This is a genomic window from Arenibacter antarcticus (assembly GCF_041320605.1).
Taxonomy (GTDB): domain Bacteria; phylum Bacteroidota; class Bacteroidia; order Flavobacteriales; family Flavobacteriaceae; genus Arenibacter; species Arenibacter antarcticus.
Genome location: NZ_CP166679.1, coordinates 2596552 through 2615518, shown reverse-complemented (window position 1 = coordinate 2615518; position 18967 = coordinate 2596552). Strand labels below are relative to the sequence as shown.

General features: G+C 39.1%; 16 protein-coding genes. 11 read left to right on the top strand and 5 right to left on the bottom strand.

The window, feature by feature from the left end:
• Window position 1: 1 nt before the first annotated feature.
• Window positions 2-1354 (bottom strand): Na(+)-translocating NADH-quinone reductase subunit A, encoded by a 1353-nt coding sequence (locus KCTC52924_RS10730; RefSeq protein ID WP_251808222.1) that lies wholly within the window; start codon window positions 1352-1354, stop codon window positions 2-4.
• 149 nt (window positions 1355-1503) lie between these two features.
• On the opposite strand from KCTC52924_RS10730, the gene KCTC52924_RS10725 reads away from it, so the two are divergent.
• The 4 genes from KCTC52924_RS10725 to KCTC52924_RS10710 all read left to right on the top strand — a co-directional run bounded on the left by KCTC52924_RS10725 (window position 1504) and on the right by KCTC52924_RS10710 (window position 5670).
• Window positions 1504-2748, top strand: a complete 1245-nt coding sequence (locus tag KCTC52924_RS10725) for a DUF5103 domain-containing protein (protein ID WP_251808221.1) — start codon at window positions 1504-1506, stop codon at window positions 2746-2748.
• A gap of 415 nt (window positions 2749-3163) precedes the next feature.
• Window positions 3164-3550 carry a Co2+/Mg2+ efflux protein ApaG gene (gene apaG / locus KCTC52924_RS10720; protein WP_251808220.1) on the top strand — a complete coding sequence of 129 codons (387 nt, stop codon included), beginning with the start codon at window positions 3164-3166 and terminating at the stop codon, window positions 3548-3550.
• Window positions 3551-3743: 193 nt separating this feature from the next.
• Entirely contained in the window at window positions 3744-5372 is a 1629-nt protein-coding gene (gene pruA / locus KCTC52924_RS10715; RefSeq protein WP_251808219.1) for an L-glutamate gamma-semialdehyde dehydrogenase, read from the top strand.
• 169 nt (window positions 5373-5541) lie between these two features.
• A complete protein-coding gene (locus KCTC52924_RS10710; RefSeq protein WP_285903393.1) occupies window positions 5542-5670 on the top strand; it encodes a hypothetical protein in 129 nt (42 codons plus the stop codon).
• On the opposite strand, the gene rsmG is transcribed toward KCTC52924_RS10710, so the two are convergent.
• On the bottom strand, window positions 5667-6302 hold the full coding sequence (gene rsmG / locus KCTC52924_RS10705; protein ID WP_251808240.1) for a 16S rRNA (guanine(527)-N(7))-methyltransferase RsmG: 636 nt from the start codon (window positions 6300-6302) through the stop codon (window positions 5667-5669). The two genes, KCTC52924_RS10710 and rsmG, sit on opposite strands and share 4 nt — an antisense overlap.
• Window positions 6303-6418: 116 nt before the next feature.
• Here rsmG and KCTC52924_RS10700 point away from each other — a divergent pair, with 116 nt between their 5' ends.
• Together KCTC52924_RS10700 and KCTC52924_RS10695 are read left to right on the top strand one after the other, a co-directional pair.
• Window positions 6419-7522, top strand: a complete 1104-nt coding sequence (locus tag KCTC52924_RS10700) for an acyl-CoA desaturase (RefSeq protein WP_251808218.1) — start codon at window positions 6419-6421, stop codon at window positions 7520-7522.
• Window positions 7523-7535: 13 nt separating this feature from the next.
• Entirely contained in the window at window positions 7536-8720 is a 1185-nt protein-coding gene (locus tag KCTC52924_RS10695) for a pyridoxal phosphate-dependent aminotransferase (protein WP_251808217.1), read from the top strand.
• 129 nt (window positions 8721-8849) lie between these two features.
• Here the strand turns inward: KCTC52924_RS10695 and KCTC52924_RS10690 are convergent, their stop codons facing one another.
• Both KCTC52924_RS10690 and trkA read right to left on the bottom strand, forming a co-directional pair.
• Window positions 8850-10340, bottom strand: a complete 1491-nt coding sequence (locus KCTC52924_RS10690; RefSeq protein WP_251808216.1) for a TrkH family potassium uptake protein — start codon at window positions 10338-10340, stop codon at window positions 8850-8852.
• 1 nt (window position 10341) lies between these two features.
• Window positions 10342-11691, bottom strand: a complete 1350-nt coding sequence (trkA, locus tag KCTC52924_RS10685; RefSeq protein ID WP_251808215.1) for a Trk system potassium transporter TrkA — start codon at window positions 11689-11691, stop codon at window positions 10342-10344.
• 324 nt (window positions 11692-12015) lie between these two features.
• Here trkA and ubiE point away from each other — a divergent pair, with 324 nt between their 5' ends.
• Together ubiE and KCTC52924_RS10675 are read left to right on the top strand one after the other, a co-directional pair.
• Window positions 12016-12744, top strand: coding sequence for a bifunctional demethylmenaquinone methyltransferase/2-methoxy-6-polyprenyl-1,4-benzoquinol methylase UbiE (gene ubiE, locus KCTC52924_RS10680; RefSeq protein ID WP_251808214.1), 729 nt, complete (start codon window positions 12016-12018; stop codon window positions 12742-12744).
• A 97-nt stretch (window positions 12745-12841) separates the two neighbouring features.
• Window positions 12842-13543 carry a porin family protein gene (locus KCTC52924_RS10675; RefSeq protein ID WP_251808213.1) on the top strand — a complete coding sequence of 234 codons (702 nt, stop codon included), beginning with the start codon at window positions 12842-12844 and terminating at the stop codon, window positions 13541-13543.
• Here the strand turns inward: KCTC52924_RS10675 and KCTC52924_RS10670 are convergent.
• The gene (locus tag KCTC52924_RS10670; protein WP_251808212.1) at window positions 13517-14272 is read right to left on the bottom strand and encodes an RNA methyltransferase; all 756 of its coding nucleotides are present in this window, start codon (window positions 14270-14272) and stop codon (window positions 13517-13519) included. The genes KCTC52924_RS10675 and KCTC52924_RS10670 overlap by 27 nt on opposite strands.
• A gap of 75 nt (window positions 14273-14347) precedes the next feature.
• Here KCTC52924_RS10670 and KCTC52924_RS10665 point away from each other — a divergent pair, with 75 nt between their 5' ends.
• The 3 genes from KCTC52924_RS10665 to accD are packed head-to-tail and all read left to right on the top strand — an operon-like array spanning window position 14348 to window position 18903.
• Window positions 14348-16891 carry a BamA/TamA family outer membrane protein gene (locus tag KCTC52924_RS10665; RefSeq protein WP_353057501.1) on the top strand — a complete coding sequence of 848 codons (2544 nt, stop codon included), beginning with the start codon at window positions 14348-14350 and terminating at the stop codon, window positions 16889-16891.
• 60 nt (window positions 16892-16951) lie between these two features.
• On the top strand, window positions 16952-18019 hold the full coding sequence (gene fbaA / locus KCTC52924_RS10660; protein WP_251808210.1) for a class II fructose-bisphosphate aldolase: 1068 nt from the start codon (window positions 16952-16954) through the stop codon (window positions 18017-18019).
• 23 nt (window positions 18020-18042) lie between these two features.
• The gene (accD, locus tag KCTC52924_RS10655) at window positions 18043-18903 is read left to right on the top strand and encodes an acetyl-CoA carboxylase, carboxyltransferase subunit beta (RefSeq protein ID WP_251808209.1); all 861 of its coding nucleotides are present in this window, start codon (window positions 18043-18045) and stop codon (window positions 18901-18903) included.
• The last annotated feature ends 64 nt before the right edge of the window (window positions 18904-18967 follow it).

Genomic DNA, 18967 nt, shown 5'->3' with positions numbered 1-18967 from the left:
TTTATCCTATTTCTTTATATAATAAATCCAACCCTTCCCTAATAATCTGCTGGTGGGGCTGTTTAGAGACACAAATAAATTCAGTAAGTGAAAAATCTTCCGGAGCCACTTCGTAGAGACCTAATTGCTCCATCTCGTCAATATCTTTGATCATACAAGCTTTTAAAAGCTGTAACGGATAAATATCCATTGGAAATACCTCCTCATAAAAACCTGTAAGCACGAAGTTTCTATGCTCCCCATTCGTATTCGTATTTAAATCGTACTTCTTCTGAGGTTGCAACCACGAAAAGGTAAGGGATCTGGTAGAAGAAATTTTATCAAAAACCGGTTTATTCCAACCAAATAACTCATAATCGTCTCCTTCTGGGATTGCGGTCACGGTATTGTTATAATACCCTAAATGCCCCTCTGGCTTAGTTTTGACACCTGTAAGCACATCGCCATTTATAACCCTAAAATTTTCTGAATTCACGCCACTGGCATAAAGAAAGGTAGCAACCTCAGCCCCTATTTTAGTCGTATAATATTTAGGCGCCTTCACTGATGAACCCACCAAAGCAATAACTCGCTCAGCATTAAATTTGCCCGTAAGCAACAACTCCCCGATTATCACCAAATCGTGAGGAGCAAGGGTCCATACAACCTCGCCTTTATTAATAGGATCTATTTTATTGATCTGCGTCCCCACCAAACCTGCTGGATGCGGACCAGATACACTGTGTTTTTCAATTCCATCCATACCCGAGAAAAAGGACTCTCCGCTCTTAGCAATAGAAACATGCACCTTTCCAGGAGTCAATTTACTCAAAGCAGTCAATGCAGCCTGAATTTCTTTATCCTTACCTCTAAGGGAATAATTCAAATCTGCCGATAACGGGCTGGTTACATAGGCCGAAATAAAAATAGCCTTGGGCGTTTGCTGCGGATTCGCAATAACGTCATAAGGTCTTTGCTTGACAAAAGGCCAGCAACCCGACTTTAAAAGCAATGTTTTTATCTCCTCTGCCGAAGCATTACCCAATGAAATCACAGGATGCTCAATGCTTTCTTGGCTTTTATCGGCTAAAATTTTCAGCGACAATATTTTTCTTCTCGCACCTCTTACCACCTCTATTAATTCACCGCTAACTGGTGAGACAAAAAGCATATCCTCCATGTTTTTATTATAAAACAATGGTTCTCCTGCCTTTACCTCAGCACCCGGCTTAACTAACATCTTGGGAGTGATTCCGTGAAAATCCTGAAGATTGATTGCATAAACATTACTCAGTGCCGCTTTGGAAGTAGTCTTCTCCGCTTCGCCAATAAGTTTAATGTTCAAGCCTTTCTTTATTCGAATGTCTTTTGACATATTTAGTAGACCTTAAGTTATCAAAATTTCGTGCAAAATTAACACTAAATAGAAAGTTTTCATAATAAATACCTATAAATTTAGTGTTTCGACGTCACCCCTTATATCAGGGCGGCTTTTTGTTTACCTTTACCTGAAAAATCGGTCAGATGCGAAGTAGTATCAGCATTGCTTTCTTTATCATTCTCTCCCTTACTGGTGAAGCCCAAGTACAGGAGGAAATTAACCCTCCCAGCAATATTAAATCCATTATATTTAAAGGCAACACGGACGATCAATTCCCAGTAGTTACTTTGGGTGAACCCATTTTCCTGGAATTTGATGACCTATTTGCCAACGAACAGGATTACTACTACAAAATAGTACACTGCGATTACGACTGGACACCTTCGTCCCTATTAAAATCGCAGTATTTACAGGGAATGGACAATGAGCGGATCATGGATTACCAAAACAGCTATTCCACCCTTCAGGCCTATTCTAATTATAGACTAAGTATCCCCAATGAAAATACGAAGTTAAAGGTCAGTGGCAATTATGTTTTGGAAATTTATAATAATTATAATGAAATTCAGTTTTCTAGAAGATTTGTCGTTTATCAGGATCAGGTAAAAGTAGGTGGAGTTGTAAAACGCTCTAGGGATTTTAATTTTATCAACGAAAAACAAGTAGTCCACTTCAACATCAACACCACTAATTTCCCATTAACAAATCCAAACAGGGAAGTTAAAATAGCCATCATACAAAATTATCAATGGCCAACTGCCATAACCAACATAACCCCACAATTTATCCTTGGCAATGAACTGGTTTACAAATACGACAAGGAAACCAGTTTTTTTGGCGGCAACGAATACTTTAATTTCGACACCAAGGACCTAAGAGCTCCCAGCTCCTCTATATCAAGAATATCATTGACCGATCTTTACAACCACTACCTATTTACGGATTATTTTAGAGATGACAGACCTTACACTTTTTACCCAGACATTAATGGGGATTTCGTGATTAGGACCCTTCAAGGGGAGGATTCTTCTAGGGAAGCTGAATACACTTATGTGCATTTTACACTGCCGTATACGGAGAAAATAGGACTGAATGAGATCTATGTATATGGAAAATACAATAATTACGCCTTAAACGAAGACAACCAGATGACCTACAATGAGGAAACAGGCTATATGGAGGCAACCCTTAAAATAAAACAAGGCTTTTACAATTACAAATATGTAATGGTACAACAAGATGGTACCATAGACAAGAATGCAGTATCTGGAGATTTTCACTTCACCGAAAATAATTATTTAATTTTGGTGTATTATAGGAATTTCGGTGACCAGCACGATAGCATCATAGGCGTGGGGTCGGCAAACTCTAGAGATATCACCAACTAGACCCTAGAAAAAACCTCAAGATTCCGCTTAAACCTAAGCACACACTACCAAGTCTGAAATACTGTTTACAGCACCCGCCCTATTTCGATCCTTAATACCACTCCTGTGACCCACATCTTATGATGTTATAATTACACCGATTATTTGTTAATTAACTTTCAAATTTATTATATGTTAATTATCTTGCTGTTTTATAGCTATTTTCGAGATACCATTTACACACTTGACCATACCGCGATTTTATTTTGTATTTTTGCCGACTGATTGGCTTTAAAACGAAGAAAAAAAATGATGTGACAACCCTCCTTAAAATTACAAAAGAGCTATATCAATTTGATTTAAATTTAGACAAAGACACACTATAGTTTTGCCAACAATGCAAAGCTTAATTACAAATTAGTTTGAAGAAAATCCTATGATAACACAAGTAACCAAGGGCATTAAAATATCGGTAAACACTAGTTTTGAAGGAACCTTTTTCAAGAACTATAAGATGCACTTTGCCTTCGGGTATACTATTACGATAGAAAACCAAAGCAAAGCCCCAGTTCAACTTACTTCCCGTCACTGGCAAATTTACGATTCCTTAAACGATTTGGAAATTTTGGACGGTGAAGGCGTCATTGGAAAAAAACCAGTCATTAAACCTGGAGATTCACACACCTATAGCTCTGGTTGCTTACTAACTTCCACTATTGGTGCCATGAAGGGCCATTACAATATGGTAACCCTTACCAATTCCGAAAAGTTTAGGGTCTATATTCCAACCTTCAAATTTAGCGCACCTTTTGCACTGAACTAAGATCCAATTAGTTACACCTATTTCCCCTCTATACATGGCTTTGACCAAGTATAGGATCTTTTGCACCATACTTTTTGTTTTATCCCCTTAGACTTGTACTACCCAACTATCATATTGAAGCCCTTCAAGGTTTTATTATCGCAGATGCTTTTAGTACCTTTGTCTGGATTTTAATTTAATAAAACATATAATCATGGGTAAAGGTTTTTTTCAAGTCCCCACAGCATATAACGAACCTATAAAAGGTTACACACCCGGGTCTCCCGAGCGGGAAGAGGTATTAATACAATACAACAGCTACTTCACTAGCTCCATAGACGTCCCAATGTATATTGGAAACAAAGAAGTAAGAACTGGCAACACCAAGCCAATGTCTCCCCCACATGACCATAAGCATATTGTTGGTCATTACCACCTTGCAGAGAAGGAACATGTGTCCGACGCCATTTCGAACGCCTTGGAATCTAGGGAAAAATGGGCCAATTTACCTTGGGAACAACGTGCCGCTATTTTCTTAAAAGCTGCGGAATTAATCGCAGGACCGTATCGTGCCAAGATCAATGCAGCAACCATGATCGCCCAATCCAAGACCATACACCAAGCAGAAATTGATGCCGCCTGTGAATTTATAGACTTCCTTCGATTTAACGTGGAATATATGTCTCAGATCTATCAGGAGCAACCAGATTCCGCTGAAGGTATCTGGAACCGTGTAGAGTACAGACCTTTGGAAGGCTTTGTTTACGCCGTAACTCCATTCAACTTCACCGCCATTGCAGGAAATCTTCCCTCCAGTGCCGCCATGATGGGCAATGTTGTTCTATGGAAACCAAGTGACAGTCAAATATACTCAGCAAAGGTTATTGTTGACATTTTTAAAGAGGCAGGCCTCCCTGACGGCGTAATAAATGTAGTTTACGGCGATCCGGCTATGATCACAAAAATAGCCCTAGAAAGCCCTGACTTTGCAGGTATTCACTACACAGGATCTACACATGTATTTAAAGAACTTTGGAAACAGATAGGAAACAATATCCATAATTATAAGACGTATCCTAGGATAGTAGGCGAAACGGGGGGTAAGGATTTTATAATTGCGCATCCTACCGCAAACCCAAAACAGGTTTCCACTGCCATTGTAAGGGGAGCATTTGAATTTCAGGGTCAAAAATGTAGTGCCGCTTCCAGAGTATATCTTCCAAAATCTATTTCCAACGAAATATTGGAATTTGTAAAAGCAGATCTGGAATCCATTAACAAACCTGGTTCTCCAGAAAATATGGAGAATTTTGTAACGGCTGTTATCCACGAAGCATCTTTTGATAAATTGGCCAAGTATATAGATCAAGCCAAAAAAGACAAAAATGCAGAAATCTTCGCAGGTGGAAATTATGACAAAACCAAGGGATATTTTATTGAGCCTACGGTAATTGTCACTACAGATCCTAAGTACACCACTATGGAAACAGAACTTTTTGGTCCTGTAGTTACCATTTATGTGTATGAAGACAAGGACTGGTCCACGACCTTGAAATTAATAGATAGCACTTCGGAATACGCCCTTACAGGAGCCGTTATTTCTGGAGACCGTTATGCCATAGACGAAGCTACGAAAGCGCTACAAAACTGCGCCGGAAACTTCTATATCAATGACAAACCTACTGGCGCCGTTGTAGGGCAACAACCTTTTGGAGGAGCTAGGGCTTCGGGCACCAATGACAAAGCAGGCTCGGCCCAAAACTTATTGCGATGGGTATCCCCAAGATTGATTAAGGAAACTTTTGTAACCCCTGTGGATTATAGATATCCATTTTTAGGATAAATTAAATTACATTCTAGACAAAAGCCCGTATTGCCAATTGCAATACGGGCTTTTTATTTTTACAAAACAGCTCAAAACTGCCACATTCCGCTCCCTTAACGCAATATTACTGCAACTTTAACGTTACAATGCGAAGCCTATCCACAAGAAACTTTAAATCAATAGCATAATGAAAGCACCGACAAACAATAATAGAGCAAGCTTAGGAATGAATACTTGGAAAGTAAATTTCCCGAAACTACTTAAGGAATATGCCAAACGATGTAGAGAATCCTATTACTCCATGCAAAATCTTTAACCCTTAAATTTCACAGGCAGGTAAACCAATTTTTTGGTCTCAAAAAACTCCTCCTCAAAGAAATCCGACAGCGGATATACCTCTACGGTACGGTACTCTTTTAGCTCTTCCTCTAAATCGCCCCCTTTAAGATAAAGGATGCCATTTCTTCTGTCGTGAACTGAGTTCTTTTTTATCCTACCCTTTACCCAATGCACAAAAGTAGGCATGGCGGCTACAGCGCGACTGACAATAAAATCGAATTGCTGATCTATTTCCTCTACACGGGAATGGATGGCCGTAACATTAGTGATCCCCAAACCGTCTACCACCTCTTGTACCACCTTAATTTTCTTGCCAATAGCATCTACCAAGACAAATTGTGTCTCTGGAAAAATAATAGCTAGTGGAATCCCTGGAAATCCACCCCCAGTACCTACATCCAAAACGGTAGTCCCTGGAGCAAACTGCTGAAATTTAGCGATTCCTAACGAGTGCAATACATGACGAAGATACAACTCATCTATATCCCTTCTGGAAACGACATTAATCTTCATATTCCAATCTTGGTATAACTCTTGCAACATTATAAATTGTTCCTTTTGCAGATCCGTTAGATCGGGAAAGTATTTATAGATAATAGAAAGGTCCATATGTTTCATTAAATTATTGGCAAAAATAGCACTTTCACGGCCATTGGCTAAGTTTTAACTAGACGTATATTATAAAATAAGTGGCGTTTTGCCGTATATTTACAAAAAATTAAATCATGGACAATAAAACCATTAGATTTTCAAGAAAAGATTCAGCTCAGTTTTTTAAAATATTAAATAAAAGGGTCAACGATTATTTCAAGGAAAACAACTTAAAGAAAACAGGAAACTGGAAATTACACGTAAAGACAGCCATTATGTTTGCGCTGTTTTTAGCCCCCTATTTCCTCATATTAACCCTAGGCTTACCCAATTGGGCAAATTTACTCCTTACCATTGTTATGGGAATAGGTATGGCAGGCGTAGGCATGAATGTAATGCATGATGGTAACCACGGATCTTACTCCAATAAAAAATGGGTAAACAAAATTATGGGTGGCAGTATTTACATCCTCGCTGGGAATGTTTACAATTGGCAGGTGCAGCATAACGTACTTCACCACACCTACACCAATATACACGAACACGATGAAGATTTGGAAGCAGGAAGAATACTAAGGTTCTCCAAACATGCCAAATGGCATAAATTTCATAAATTCCAACATTTTTATTCTATACTCCTTTACGGTCTTTTAACCTTTAACTGGGCAATTACCACCGATTTCCAACAAATGTACCGTTACACTAAAAGAAAATTATCCTACGGTAAATTCCCAAGTCCAGCTTTAAACTGGAGCATGCTTGTGGTTACCAAACTTATTTACCTAACTATATGGATCGTTATTCCTATGGCATTCCTTAGCATTGCTTGGTGGAAAATTTTAATAGGATTCTTTATCATGCATTATGTTGCCGGAGTTATTTTAAGCGTTGTTTTTCAATTAGCACATGTGGTAGATGCTGCAGACACGCCCTTACCGGCAGAAGATGGCTCCATGAAAAACACTTGGGCCATTCACCAATTGTTCACCACCGTGAATTTCGGCACCAAAAACCGAATTGTAAACTGGTTCACTGGCGGACTTAATCATCAGGTGGAGCACCATATCTTCCCTAACATAAGCCATATTCATTACACAAATATTGCCAAAATTGTTAAAGAGACAGCAAATGAGTTTAATTTGCCATACCATGAATATAAAACTACGAGAAAAGCTATAATTTCGCACTTCAAACATTTGAAAAAGTTGGGCCAAAATCCAGAAGTACAATATCAGTAAACCTAATACAGAAATGAAGAACCACTTATCCGATAGGATTAACTCCATGTCCACTTCGGCCACTTTAGCTATGGCCGCAAAAGCAAGAGAATTAAAAAGCGAAGGCAAAGACATTATTGGCCTTAGCCTGGGAGAACCAGATTTCAACATTCCAGAATTCATTAAAGAGGCAGCGAAAGAAGCTATAGACCAGAACTACAGTAGCTACTCCCCGGTAGACGGGTACGTAGATCTGAAGCAAGCCGTAGCCAATAAGTTTAAAAGAGACAATGGCCTTACCTACGCGCTGAATCAGATAGTAGTATCTACAGGCGCTAAGCAATCTTTGGCCAACATTGCCATGGTAATGTTGAACCACGGTGACGAGGTTATTCTCCCAGCACCTTATTGGGTAAGTTATAGCGATATTGTAAAATTAGCGGAAGGAGTTCCTGTTGAAGTGCCAACGAGCATAGATACCGATTTTAAAATGACTCCTGAACAGTTAGAAAAAGCTATCACTCCAAAAACTAAAATGATGTGGTTTAGCTCCCCTTGTAATCCAAGTGGATCTGTATACAGTAAAGAGGAATTGGAAGGCTTGGCAGAAGTATTGCGCAAGCACCCGAATATTTTTGTGGTTTCTGACGAAATATATGAGCATATCAACTTTAGGGGAACCCACGTAAGTATTGCCAATATAGAAGGTATGTACGATCGTACGGTAACCGTAAACGGAGTATCTAAAGCGTTTGCCATGACTGGCTGGCGTATTGGATATATTGGCGGACCAGAGTGGATAGCAAAGGCCTGCAACAAATTTCAAGGACAAATTACCAGTGGTGCCAACTCAATTGCACAACGCGCCACTATTGCCGCTTTAAACGCCCCAGTATCATCTATAAAATTCATGATCGATGAATTTCACAAAAGACGTGACCTAGTTCTGGAACTGTTGGGCGAAATAAAAGGATTCAACTTAAACATACCAGAAGGCGCATTTTATGTATTCCCAGATATTTCCAGCTTCTTTGGGAAAACACTTAATGGGACCAAGATCAATACCGCCTCTGATTTCTCACTATACCTATTGGAAAAGGCCAATGTAGCCACCGTAACCGGCGAAGCCTTTGGAAATGACAATTGCATTAGAATTTCCTATGCAGCTTCCGAAAAGGAATTAAGGGAAGCAATAGCAAGGATAAAAGCGGTTTTATAAAACCTATCCAAAAGCAGAAAAAACAAAATGGACATCTAACCGATGTCCATTTTTTTATGTTTTAATAGTTTTATAGTATCCTTAGCAGATCTAATCCCTAACATCTATCGAATACCCCTACAGCTGACCTTAAACCTTTTTCCAAAAATAGGGAGTTATCAAAATCAGCACTGTAAAAAGTTCCAATCTTCCCAACAACATTAAGATCCCGCACCACCATTTCCCAAAAGCAGGTAAACTATTATAATTACTTAATGGATTTAGATCTCCAAAAGCAGGTCCCACATTTCCTAAGGAGGAAGCAGCACCACCTATAGCACTCACAAAATCGAGCCCAAGCGCTCCCAAGCCCAAAGAACCAATAATGAACAACAACATATAAAGGACAAAAAAGGCAATAACATTGTAGACTATATTTTCTTGAACGGTCTTATTGTTATAACGGACGGGAATAATAGCATTGATATGCATGGTGCGTTTAAATTCTAACAGCCCATTCTTAATGATCAGAATATGCCTCATCACTTTTATACCTCCTGAAGTAGACCCAGCAGATCCTCCTAAAAACATTAAGCCAAAGAATAAGATAGTCAAGAATGGGGTCCATGAAGTGAAATCTGCAGTAACGAATCCCGTGGTAGTTATTACCGATACTACCTGAAACAACGCATGTCTAAATACACTTTCAGCCTCCCCGAAAACCATCGGATCAATGTCCGAAACAATGACATTTGCCTTTAGGTAAATCACCAATGCAGCAATAAGGGCAAAACAAATCACGGAAATGGAGTAAAACTTAAACTCTTCGTCCTTAATAACTTTTTGGACCTTCCCCTTAAAGGCATAATAGCTCAACACAAAGTTGGTACCCGCCAGGAACATAAATAAAATAACTATATACTGTATCAACGGCTGGTCGTTCCAATACGCCATACTGGCATTTTTAGTAGAAAACCCACCTGTGGAAAGGGTTGCCATGGAATGATTAATCGCGTCAAAAAAGTTCATCCCTGCTAATTTCAACAAGAGGGTTTCGGCTAGGGTATACGTGACATAGATTAACCACAGCCTTTTAGCGGTATCTGTAATTCTAGGATGTAATTTATCTCCGCTTGGACCAGGTGCTTCCGCAGCAAACAATTGCATTCCCCCAATTCCTAAAAGCGGCAAAATTGCAATTGCCAATACTATGATCCCCATTCCACCTATCCAATGCGTTAGGCTTCTCCAAAAAAGAATTCCCTCTGGCAGAGCCTCAATATCATCTACTATGGACGCCCCAGTGGTAGTATAGCCCGACATAGTTTCAAAAAAAGCATTGGTCACACCAGGGATGGCATCGGAAAAAAGATAGGGCAACATTCCCGAAACCGACATTACGAGCCAACCAAAGGTAACTATGATATAGCCTTCGCGCCGCTTCACCTCTTTTTTATGTTCCCGGGTATAAAACATGGACAACACCCCAGTTAACATGGTAACGATTGCCGCAAGCGCTATATCCAAGGTTACACCATCATCGTAAATTCCACTAACTATGGCCGCTAAAATCATAAAACCACCATTGCACAGCAATAGAAGTCCCATAAGGTGAAAAATGATTTTCGAATTTAATCCCATGTTACAGGAAGAGCTTTTCTATTTTACGGATAGCACTTGGCAAACAACATACCACTACCCTATCACCTTCAGTGATCTTAAATCCGCCTAAGGCAATTATTCCTTTATCACCCCTAATGACCCCTCCAATGGTAGCTTCTTTTGGGAATTGAAGTTCTCTAATAAATTTACCATTAACTTCTGAGGTAGGTGTTACATTAAACTCCAAAATCTCTGCATTTAAATTATTTAATCTGGTCATCGCTACTACTTCCCCTTTCCGGACATGCCTGAAAATATGGTTAGCGGCAAGCAGTTTTTTATTGAGAAGTGTATCTATTCCAATAGAGTGCGATAATTGAAAATAGTCCATATTTTCTACCAGAGCAATGGTTTTCTTTACATTTTTAGATTTAGCGACCAAACAGGACATAATATTGGTTTCAGAATTTCCGGTCACTGCTACAAAGGCATCCATAGACTCCAAATTCTCCTCATCTAGAAGTTCAACATTTCTTCCATCCCCATTAATGATTAATGCATTGGGTAAATCGTCCGCTAAATCAAAGGCCCTTTCCTTGTTCTTTTCTATAAGTTTTACATTAAACTTATTATTACAAAGATCACGTGCAGTCTTAAAACCTACATTACTACCGCCAAGAATCATTACATTTTTTATTTGTTTTTTAACCTTCCCAGTAAGTTTGTAAAGATCATCCATTCCCTCCTTGTTGATCACAAAATAGACTTGATCCTTCTCTTTAAAAACGGTATCACCTCTTGGAACAATGGTAAATTGAGTCCCCATCCTTTGGATTGCAATGGGCATAAAATGAAGCTCAGGGAAGATCTTAGCAGCTTCTTGCACAGATTTACCCACAAAAGGTGCTGCCGCTGGAAGAGATACCCCAACCATTATCAACAAGCCTTCCTCAAACTCGTAAGTGTTATTAAATGCAGATTGATTTAACAATAATTGTATTTCCGTTGCCGCTAAGGCTTCGGGGGAAATAAGCTCATCTATACCTAATTCCGAAAAATTAATAAGTCCATTATTATTTATGAATTCTGCGTTGGAGATTCGAGCAATGGTACGTTTACAACCCAATTGCTTAGCCAACATGCACAAGGTTATATTAGTCGTCTCCGAGGAAGTTACCCCTATCATAAGATCGGAACGTTCCACATGAGCATCCCTCAATACGGAAATTGAAGTAGCATCACCCTTTAAAACCCTGATATCCAAATGACTATCTGCATAGGAAAGACTATCTTTATTACAATCTATTAGGGTGATATCCTGAGATTCGTAAGATAGCAATTTGGCCAAATGAAAACCTACTTCACCAGCACCTGCAATAATAATTTTCATTGGTTTATTAAATTAATTAACGACGATTCAAAGGTAGTCTAAATATCTGCCAACCTATAAAATTACGGTCCACCTATTACCCTTAAACTTACCGAATTATCCTTCCCCTTGCGTAAAAAACAAATTATTATTCAATCATAATCTTAACGTACATAGTAAGATGAATTTAATTTAATTACACTTAAAGCGTAGCAAAACTACATAATATTATCCGGCTGCCTTCCATATTCACCAACTTAAGGAAGACTTCGGAGGACGAATACAAAAAAAATTAAACCCATAACTTTCTCACGATATAGTATATTTACCAAAAATTTCACAATTATGAATAAGAAAGTTACCCCATACAAAGATTCCAATCTTGGAAAAAAGGAGCAGGTAACAAAGATGTTCGATACCATTTCAGGTAAGTACGACGACTTGAATAGAATTATCTCTTTTGGAATCGATATAAAGTGGCGGAAACGCGTGGTAGCCATCATCGGCAAAAAAAATCCTGAATCTATTTTAGATATCGCGACAGGCACTGGGGACCTAGCCATAAACATGGTAGAGACCGGGGCCAAAGAAATTATTGGATTGGACATTTCTCCAGGGATGTTGGAGGTAGGGCGTAAGAAAATTGCGGCGAAAAAAATGGGAAATACTATCAAAATGATAGTCGGAGATAGTGAAAATCTGCCTTTTGAAGACAATTCCTTTGATGCCATCACAGTAGCCTTTGGAGTTAGAAACTTTGATAATCTTGAAAAGGGCCTTTCCGAAATACATAGGGTCCTTAAACAAAACGGCACCTTTGTTATTTTGGAGACTTCCAACCCCACCAAAACACCTTACAAACAAGGCTATAAAATTTACACCAAATATATTTTACCCGCCATAGGAAGACTATTTTCTAAAGACCGAAGTGCCTATACTTATCTTTCAGAATCTGCATCTGTTTTCCCCCATGGAGAAGAGTTCAACAATATTTTGAAAAAAATTGGGTTTATAGATATAGAGAATAGACCCCAAACCTTTGGAGTAGCATCTATATACATTGCATCCAAATAATCAACAAGTGCAACCATAGGTCTTTTCTTTATCACAATCTCAAATAATAGATACGCAACTAATTGTGGATTTACAATAACCCTACATTGCTAAGCTGATGAAAAAAAATCTTATCCTAATTATAGGTTTTATGCTTATGGGCAACACAATGTCCGCACAATTTAATGAAAGTCCCGTTCTAAATTTAGAAAACGAGGATAAGCCCCTACTTAATTGGGGTTATTTCTTAGGCTTTAACCAATACGACTTCAAATTTAAATACCACGATAACGTAGATAATACGGATATTTTAGTTGACAAAACTTTTGGCTTTAATGTAGGATTAATTAGCGAACTGCGCATCAACAACCATTTAGACCTTCGTTTTGAACCAGGCCTGCATTACAATCAAAGAAATATGGGATTTCCTGGTTTGAACAATGAAAGGGATGCCATGAGGGAAGTAAAATCGACCTATATTAATTTCCCTTTACTTCTAAAAGTAAGTGCCAAGCGATTGGGGAACTGGAAACCATTTATTATTGGTGGGGCGTCTACTTCCTTAAACCTGGGCAGCAACGAACAAAGTTTGGACGATAATAGCAGTGGCAAGTTTCGGATGAAAAAAAACACCTATTATTATGAAATGGGTTTTGGGATCGATTTTTACTTGGAATATTTTAAGTTTTCCCCATCTATACGAGGGGTTTTTGCCATTAACGATGAACTGGTTCGTGACAAGGACCCCAACAGCCCTTGGACGGGTAATATTGATGCAATGATGACACGGGGACTATTTGTCAATTTCACGTTTGAATAAATCCATACCCGATCTTCTCACTTCGCTCAATAGGATTGCTGTAGCTGTTGCCACATTTAAACTATCGGTTGTTTTTTGCCCAAATTGGGGGATACTAATCCGCTTATCTACTATAGTTTCAATTTCCTTGGAAATTCCGTTAGCCTCGTTGCCCATAATCAGTACGCCAGACTTTGGTAAAGGCGAGCTATATACCACCTCACCATCCATAAAGGTACCGTAAACAGGGGATTTAGATTCCCTAACAACCGTCATAAGCTCTTTATATACAATATTCACTCGGCTGATAGACCCCATGGTTGCTTGGAGGGTTTTAGGATTATAACAATCCACCGTATTAGGAGAGCAGATCAGGTCCGATATACCAAACCAATCACACAATCTAATTATAGTACCTAAATTACCGGGATCGCGAACATCGTCCAACGCAATTACCCATCCAGAATAGTCTATTGCCTTGGTCTCTGGAAAATGGAAGACCCCCAACGCCTTGTTAGGCGTGGCCAATCCACTCATTTTCTTTAAGTCCACTTCACTTATCACTTCCACATCCCTTGGATTCCCCGCAAAAATAGAGGCATCTGTAACATACACTTTGTGACATATAAGGGAAGAAGCTAATAGTTCTGTAACTGTTTTAATCCCCTCCGCCACAAATAAGCGATTTTGGGATCGGTGTTTTTTTTGCTGTAAACTTTTTATAAATTTTATTTGGCTTTTAACAACCATACAAATAATGTATTTTTGACCTCCATGGGGACGCTATCGTGTATAAATAAAAACGTTACGAAAATAAGCTTATTATTGCTAGCAATTGCTATCACCTCGTGCAACGCATTAAAAAGAGTGGGCGACAATGAGCTACTGCTCACCAAAAACATGGTTTTTGCAGACAGTGTGAAGGTTTCCAACGAGGATGTCCATAGCCTAATTTTCCAAAAACCCAACAGTACTCTTTTGGGCTATCCACTGCGACTGAACCTATATAACCTTGCCAAGAAGGATCCAGATTCCTCTTATAGGGCATGGCTTCACAAAAAAGATAAACGAGAGCAACGACTTATAAATTTACTATCCAAAAAACAGGTAGCAAGGTTGGGCGAATCCTTTATAGTAAAGGGGTCCAGCGTTTGGCTTAAAAATATTGGGGAGCCCCCTGTGGTAATTGATACATTAAAGGCCAGAAGATCGCTTCAAAGATTAAGTGCATACTACAAAAGCAAGGGCTATTTCAACAACAACACCACCTACGTTTTAGACAGTAATAGACGCAAACAAAGGGCTGCTATTAATTATAGAGTAGCGCTAGGTAAGCCCTACAAGATAGACTCACTACAGAAAAGCATAAGCTCTCCTCAACTAGACTCCATTCACCAATTAAACCTAACGGACTCCTTTTTAAAGTCTGGAAATCAGATAATCCTTCAAGATTTAAATGACGAAAGGGAACGGTTGACCGAACTATTTAGAAATACAGGAGTCTACAATTTCCAGGAGAGCTCCATATCGTTTGACTTAATTGGCGACACCACCAAAATTGGGACCAATCAAAAATTGGACATCCTTTTAAACATAGAGGATTTAAAGAAAAGAACGGACAATGCCCTTACCACTTCGGAATACAACGTGCATTCCTTTAAAAAAATTAACATCTATACCGACTATAACTTTAACAATGGAAATGACAGTCTAAAATCTGTTGACTACAAGAATTTCACCATTTATTACAAAAACAAATTACGCTTTAAACCCAAGGCGATAACCGATGCGATTTTCCTAAAAAAGGATAGTATTTACCGAGAATTGGACCGAATTAGGACCTACCGTCAAATTAATAACCTCAACACCTTTAAATATCCCAATATTGAATTTGTAGAGGACAGTACCAAGTCTAAATTAACCACCAATATATACCTGACGCCTCGCCCAAAATATTCTTTGGGAACCGATTTTGATATAACGCATTCCAATATCCAATTCTTGGGCCTGGCTTTTAGCCCATCGTTACAGGCAAGAAATTTATTTAAAGGTGCAGAAAACTTAAGTATTTCAGGAAGAATTAATCTGGGAGCTTCAAAGGACCCAAGCATAGCTGACAATCGGTTTTTCAATATCCTAGAATTTGGAGGGGACATCAACCTAAATTTACCGCGAATTTGGATGCCCCTATTCAGCACATCCAAGCTGATTCCCAACTATATGCTCCCACAAACCAAAATATCCATGGGAACCAGTTTTCAACAAAACATTGGTCTGGACAAAGAAACTTTTAATGCCATATTGGGCTATAATTGGTCGCCTACAGATTTTAAAAAGAATACGATCGAACTACTAAATGTCCAGTTTGTACGGAACGTTAATCCCAATAGATTTTTCACGGTCTACCAAAACACTTACAATAAACTGGACAGGATAGCCAACAACTATCAAAACAATACCGCGCTATCTGAGTTTTATGAAATCCCTGGGGGAAGCACGGAGCCCAAACTAATTATTCCCGAGGGAACAACAGGTTTTACAAATGCCATTTTAGCTAGAGAGGTCCCCGTCACCACTTTTGATTATAACGAAATAAGCAGTATTGAGGAACGCAGGAAACGACTTTCAGAGAACAACCTGATCTTTACAAGCAATTATACCTACAACAAAAACAACAAAATAGGTCTCACCGACAACGATTTTTATCAATTCCGGTTTAAATTGGAAAGTGCGGGTAACCTCCTGTCTGGCGCTTCCAATATCATCAATTTTAATAAGAGCGATAACAATAGGAAATTGGTGTTTGGGGTACCCTACTCCCAATATATAAAAACAGAATTCGACTATATACAGCATTGGAGTTTTTCCAGAACTACGGTGCTGGCCTTTAGAAGTTTTTTCGGAATCGCCATACCTTATGGGAACTCGGACAACATCCCCTTTGCCAGAAGTTACTTTGCAGGAGGATCTAACGACAACCGCGCCTGGCTCCCTTATTCTTTGGGACCTGGGCGTACCCAGGACGTGAACGATTTTAACGAGGCAAACTTAAAAATAGCCTTAAATGTAGAATACCGTTTTCCCATTTTGGGGAATATTAAAGGCGCCCTATTTGCCGATGCAGGAAATATATGGAATGCACTGGATAATGTTAATGATGAGAAGGCCACTTTTAACAATTTTGGCTCCCTTGCCGATATAGCATTAGGCACCGGCTTAGGAATACGTTACGATTTTTCGTATTTCGTTTTCCGATTAGATATGGGCTTTAAAACCTACAATCCGGCCGAAGAAACCTCCAAAAGATGGTTCAGAGACTACAATTTAGCGAACGGGGTATTCAACATCGGTATAAATTATCCTTTTTAAGCCTGATAATTTTATTTACTTTTGTACCATATTTTTTAATCAATTACACAACATAAGATTATGGCACACAATATTAAACCAGGAGTTGCAACTGGCGATGACGTTCAGAAAATTTTTAATTACGCAAAGGAGAAAGGCTTTGCACTACCTGCTGTCAATGTTATTGGTTCTGACACAATAAACGGAGTTTTGGAAACGGCGGCAAGTCTTAACGCCCCAGTAATTATTCAATTCTCTAATGGTGGCGCTCAATTTAACGCGGGTAAAGCACTATCCAACGATAATCAACAAGCTGCTATTTTAGGAGCGGTTGCAGGTGCCAAGCACGTACATGAACTAGCAGAAGCCTATGGCGCTACCGTTATATTACACACAGACCACTGTGCCAAGAAATTATTGCCTTGGATAGACGGCCTTTTGGATGCCAGTGAAAAACATTTCGAAGAAACAGGAAAACCTTTGTACAGTTCGCATATGATTGACCTATCGGAAGAGCCGTTGGAAGAAAATATTGAGATCTGTAAAAAATATCTTGCCAGAATGAGCAAGATGGGAATGACCTTGGAGATAGAACTTGGTATTACTGGTGGAGAAGAAGATGGTGTTGACAATAGCGATGTGGACGACTCCAAATTATACACCCAACCAGAAGAGGTGGCATATGCCTATGAAGAGCTATTAAAAGTAAGCCCAAGATTTACCATTGCAGCTGCGTTTGGTAACGTACATGGAGTTTATAAGCCAGGAAATGTAAAATTGACGCCGAAAATTCTAAAAAATTCTCAGGAGTTTGTATCTAAAAAATACGGAGTGGGACACAACCATATCGATTTTGTATTCCATGGTGGATCAGGATCCTCAGTTGAAGAAATTCGCGAGGCAATTGGTTATGGAGTAATTAAAATGAATATAGACACCGATTTACAATATGCCTTTTTGGAAGGAATCAGGGACTATATCCAAGGTAAAAAAGAGTACCTACAAACGCAGATCGGAAACCCAGATGGATCGGATGAGCCTAACAAAAAGCATTATGACCCACGTGTATGGCTTAGAGAAGGCGAGAAAACTTTTGTTGCACGTTTAAAAAAGGCCTTCGAGGATCTTAATAACGTGAACACCCTATAATCGCCAACCCTAAATAGAAACATATGTCATCTTGGTTCAAAAGAAAGGAAAAAGGAATTCAGACCGCTACGGATCAGAAAAAGGATACCCCAAAAGGACTTTGGTACAAATCACCCACGGGAAAAATTGTGGAATCCGATGAATTGGCGAAAAACTTTTACGTTAGCCCAGAGGATGATTACCATGTGCGTATTGGCAGTAAGGAATATTTTGAAATTCTGTTCGACAACAACAAGTTTACCGAAATGGATGCCAAGCTTTCTTCTAAAGATCCCCTAAAATTTGAGGATACCAAAAAGTATGTAGATCGTTTGGAGGCCGCAGAGAAAAAAACAGGTTTAAAAGATGCTGTTCGGACTGCGGTTGGAAAATCACAGGGGAAAGACCTAGTGATTGCCTGTATGGACTTTAGTTTTATCGGCGGTTCTATGGGGAGTGTGGTAGGAGAAAAGATTGCTAGGGGAATAGATTATTCTATAAAAAAGAAAATTCCCTTTGTAATGATTTCTAAATCTGGTGGTGCCAGAATGATGGAGGCCGCTCTATCCCTAATGCAGCTGGCTAAAACATCAGCCAAATTAGCGCAACTTGCGGATGCCGGCATTCCTTACATTTCCCTCTGTACAGATCCAACTACTGGAGGAACAACCGCATCTTACGCCATGCTTGGGGATATTAATATCTCCGAACCAGGGGCCTTGATCGGTTTTGCAGGACCACGGGTAGTAAAAGAGGCAACCGGAAAAGAATTGCCGGTAGGATTCCAGACCGCTGAATTCCTTCAAGAGCACGGCTTTTTAGATTTTATCGTCCACAGAAGGGACCTTAAAAAGAAAATCAACCTCTATATCGATTTAATAGAAAACAATCCCGTAAGGAAATAACAACAATCTTACGCGAGGAATCTAAAAATTAGTTTATCTTTGCGCCCTGATTGAAAAACAATCA

Coding starts and splice junctions, on each gene's coding strand:
- KCTC52924_RS10725 (WP_251808221.1), top strand. CDS start 1,504: ATGCGAAGTAGTATCAGCATTGCTTTCTTTATCATTCTCTCCCTTACT.
- fbaA (WP_251808210.1), top strand. CDS start 16,952: ATGGCACACAATATTAAACCAGGAGTTGCAACTGGCGATGACGTTCAG.
- pruA (WP_251808219.1), top strand. CDS start 3,744: ATGGGTAAAGGTTTTTTTCAAGTCCCCACAGCATATAACGAACCTATA.
- trkA (WP_251808215.1), bottom strand. CDS start 11,691: ATGAAAATTATTATTGCAGGTGCTGGTGAAGTAGGTTTTCATTTGGCC.
- KCTC52924_RS10675 (WP_251808213.1), top strand. CDS start 12,842: ATGAAAAAAAATCTTATCCTAATTATAGGTTTTATGCTTATGGGCAAC.
- accD (WP_251808209.1), top strand. CDS start 18,043: ATGTCATCTTGGTTCAAAAGAAAGGAAAAAGGAATTCAGACCGCTACG.
- KCTC52924_RS10700 (WP_251808218.1), top strand. CDS start 6,419: ATGGACAATAAAACCATTAGATTTTCAAGAAAAGATTCAGCTCAGTTT.
- rsmG (WP_251808240.1), bottom strand. CDS start 6,302: ATGGACCTTTCTATTATCTATAAATACTTTCCCGATCTAACGGATCTG.
- ubiE (WP_251808214.1), top strand. CDS start 12,016: ATGAATAAGAAAGTTACCCCATACAAAGATTCCAATCTTGGAAAAAAG.
- KCTC52924_RS10695 (WP_251808217.1), top strand. CDS start 7,536: ATGAAGAACCACTTATCCGATAGGATTAACTCCATGTCCACTTCGGCC.
- KCTC52924_RS10670 (WP_251808212.1), bottom strand. CDS start 14,272: ATGGTTGTTAAAAGCCAAATAAAATTTATAAAAAGTTTACAGCAAAAA.
- apaG (WP_251808220.1), top strand. CDS start 3,164: ATGATAACACAAGTAACCAAGGGCATTAAAATATCGGTAAACACTAGT.
- KCTC52924_RS10730 (WP_251808222.1), bottom strand. CDS start 1,354: ATGTCAAAAGACATTCGAATAAAGAAAGGCTTGAACATTAAACTTATT.
- KCTC52924_RS10690 (WP_251808216.1), bottom strand. CDS start 10,340: ATGGGATTAAATTCGAAAATCATTTTTCACCTTATGGGACTTCTATTG.
- KCTC52924_RS10710 (WP_285903393.1), top strand. CDS start 5,542: ATGAAAGCACCGACAAACAATAATAGAGCAAGCTTAGGAATGAATACT.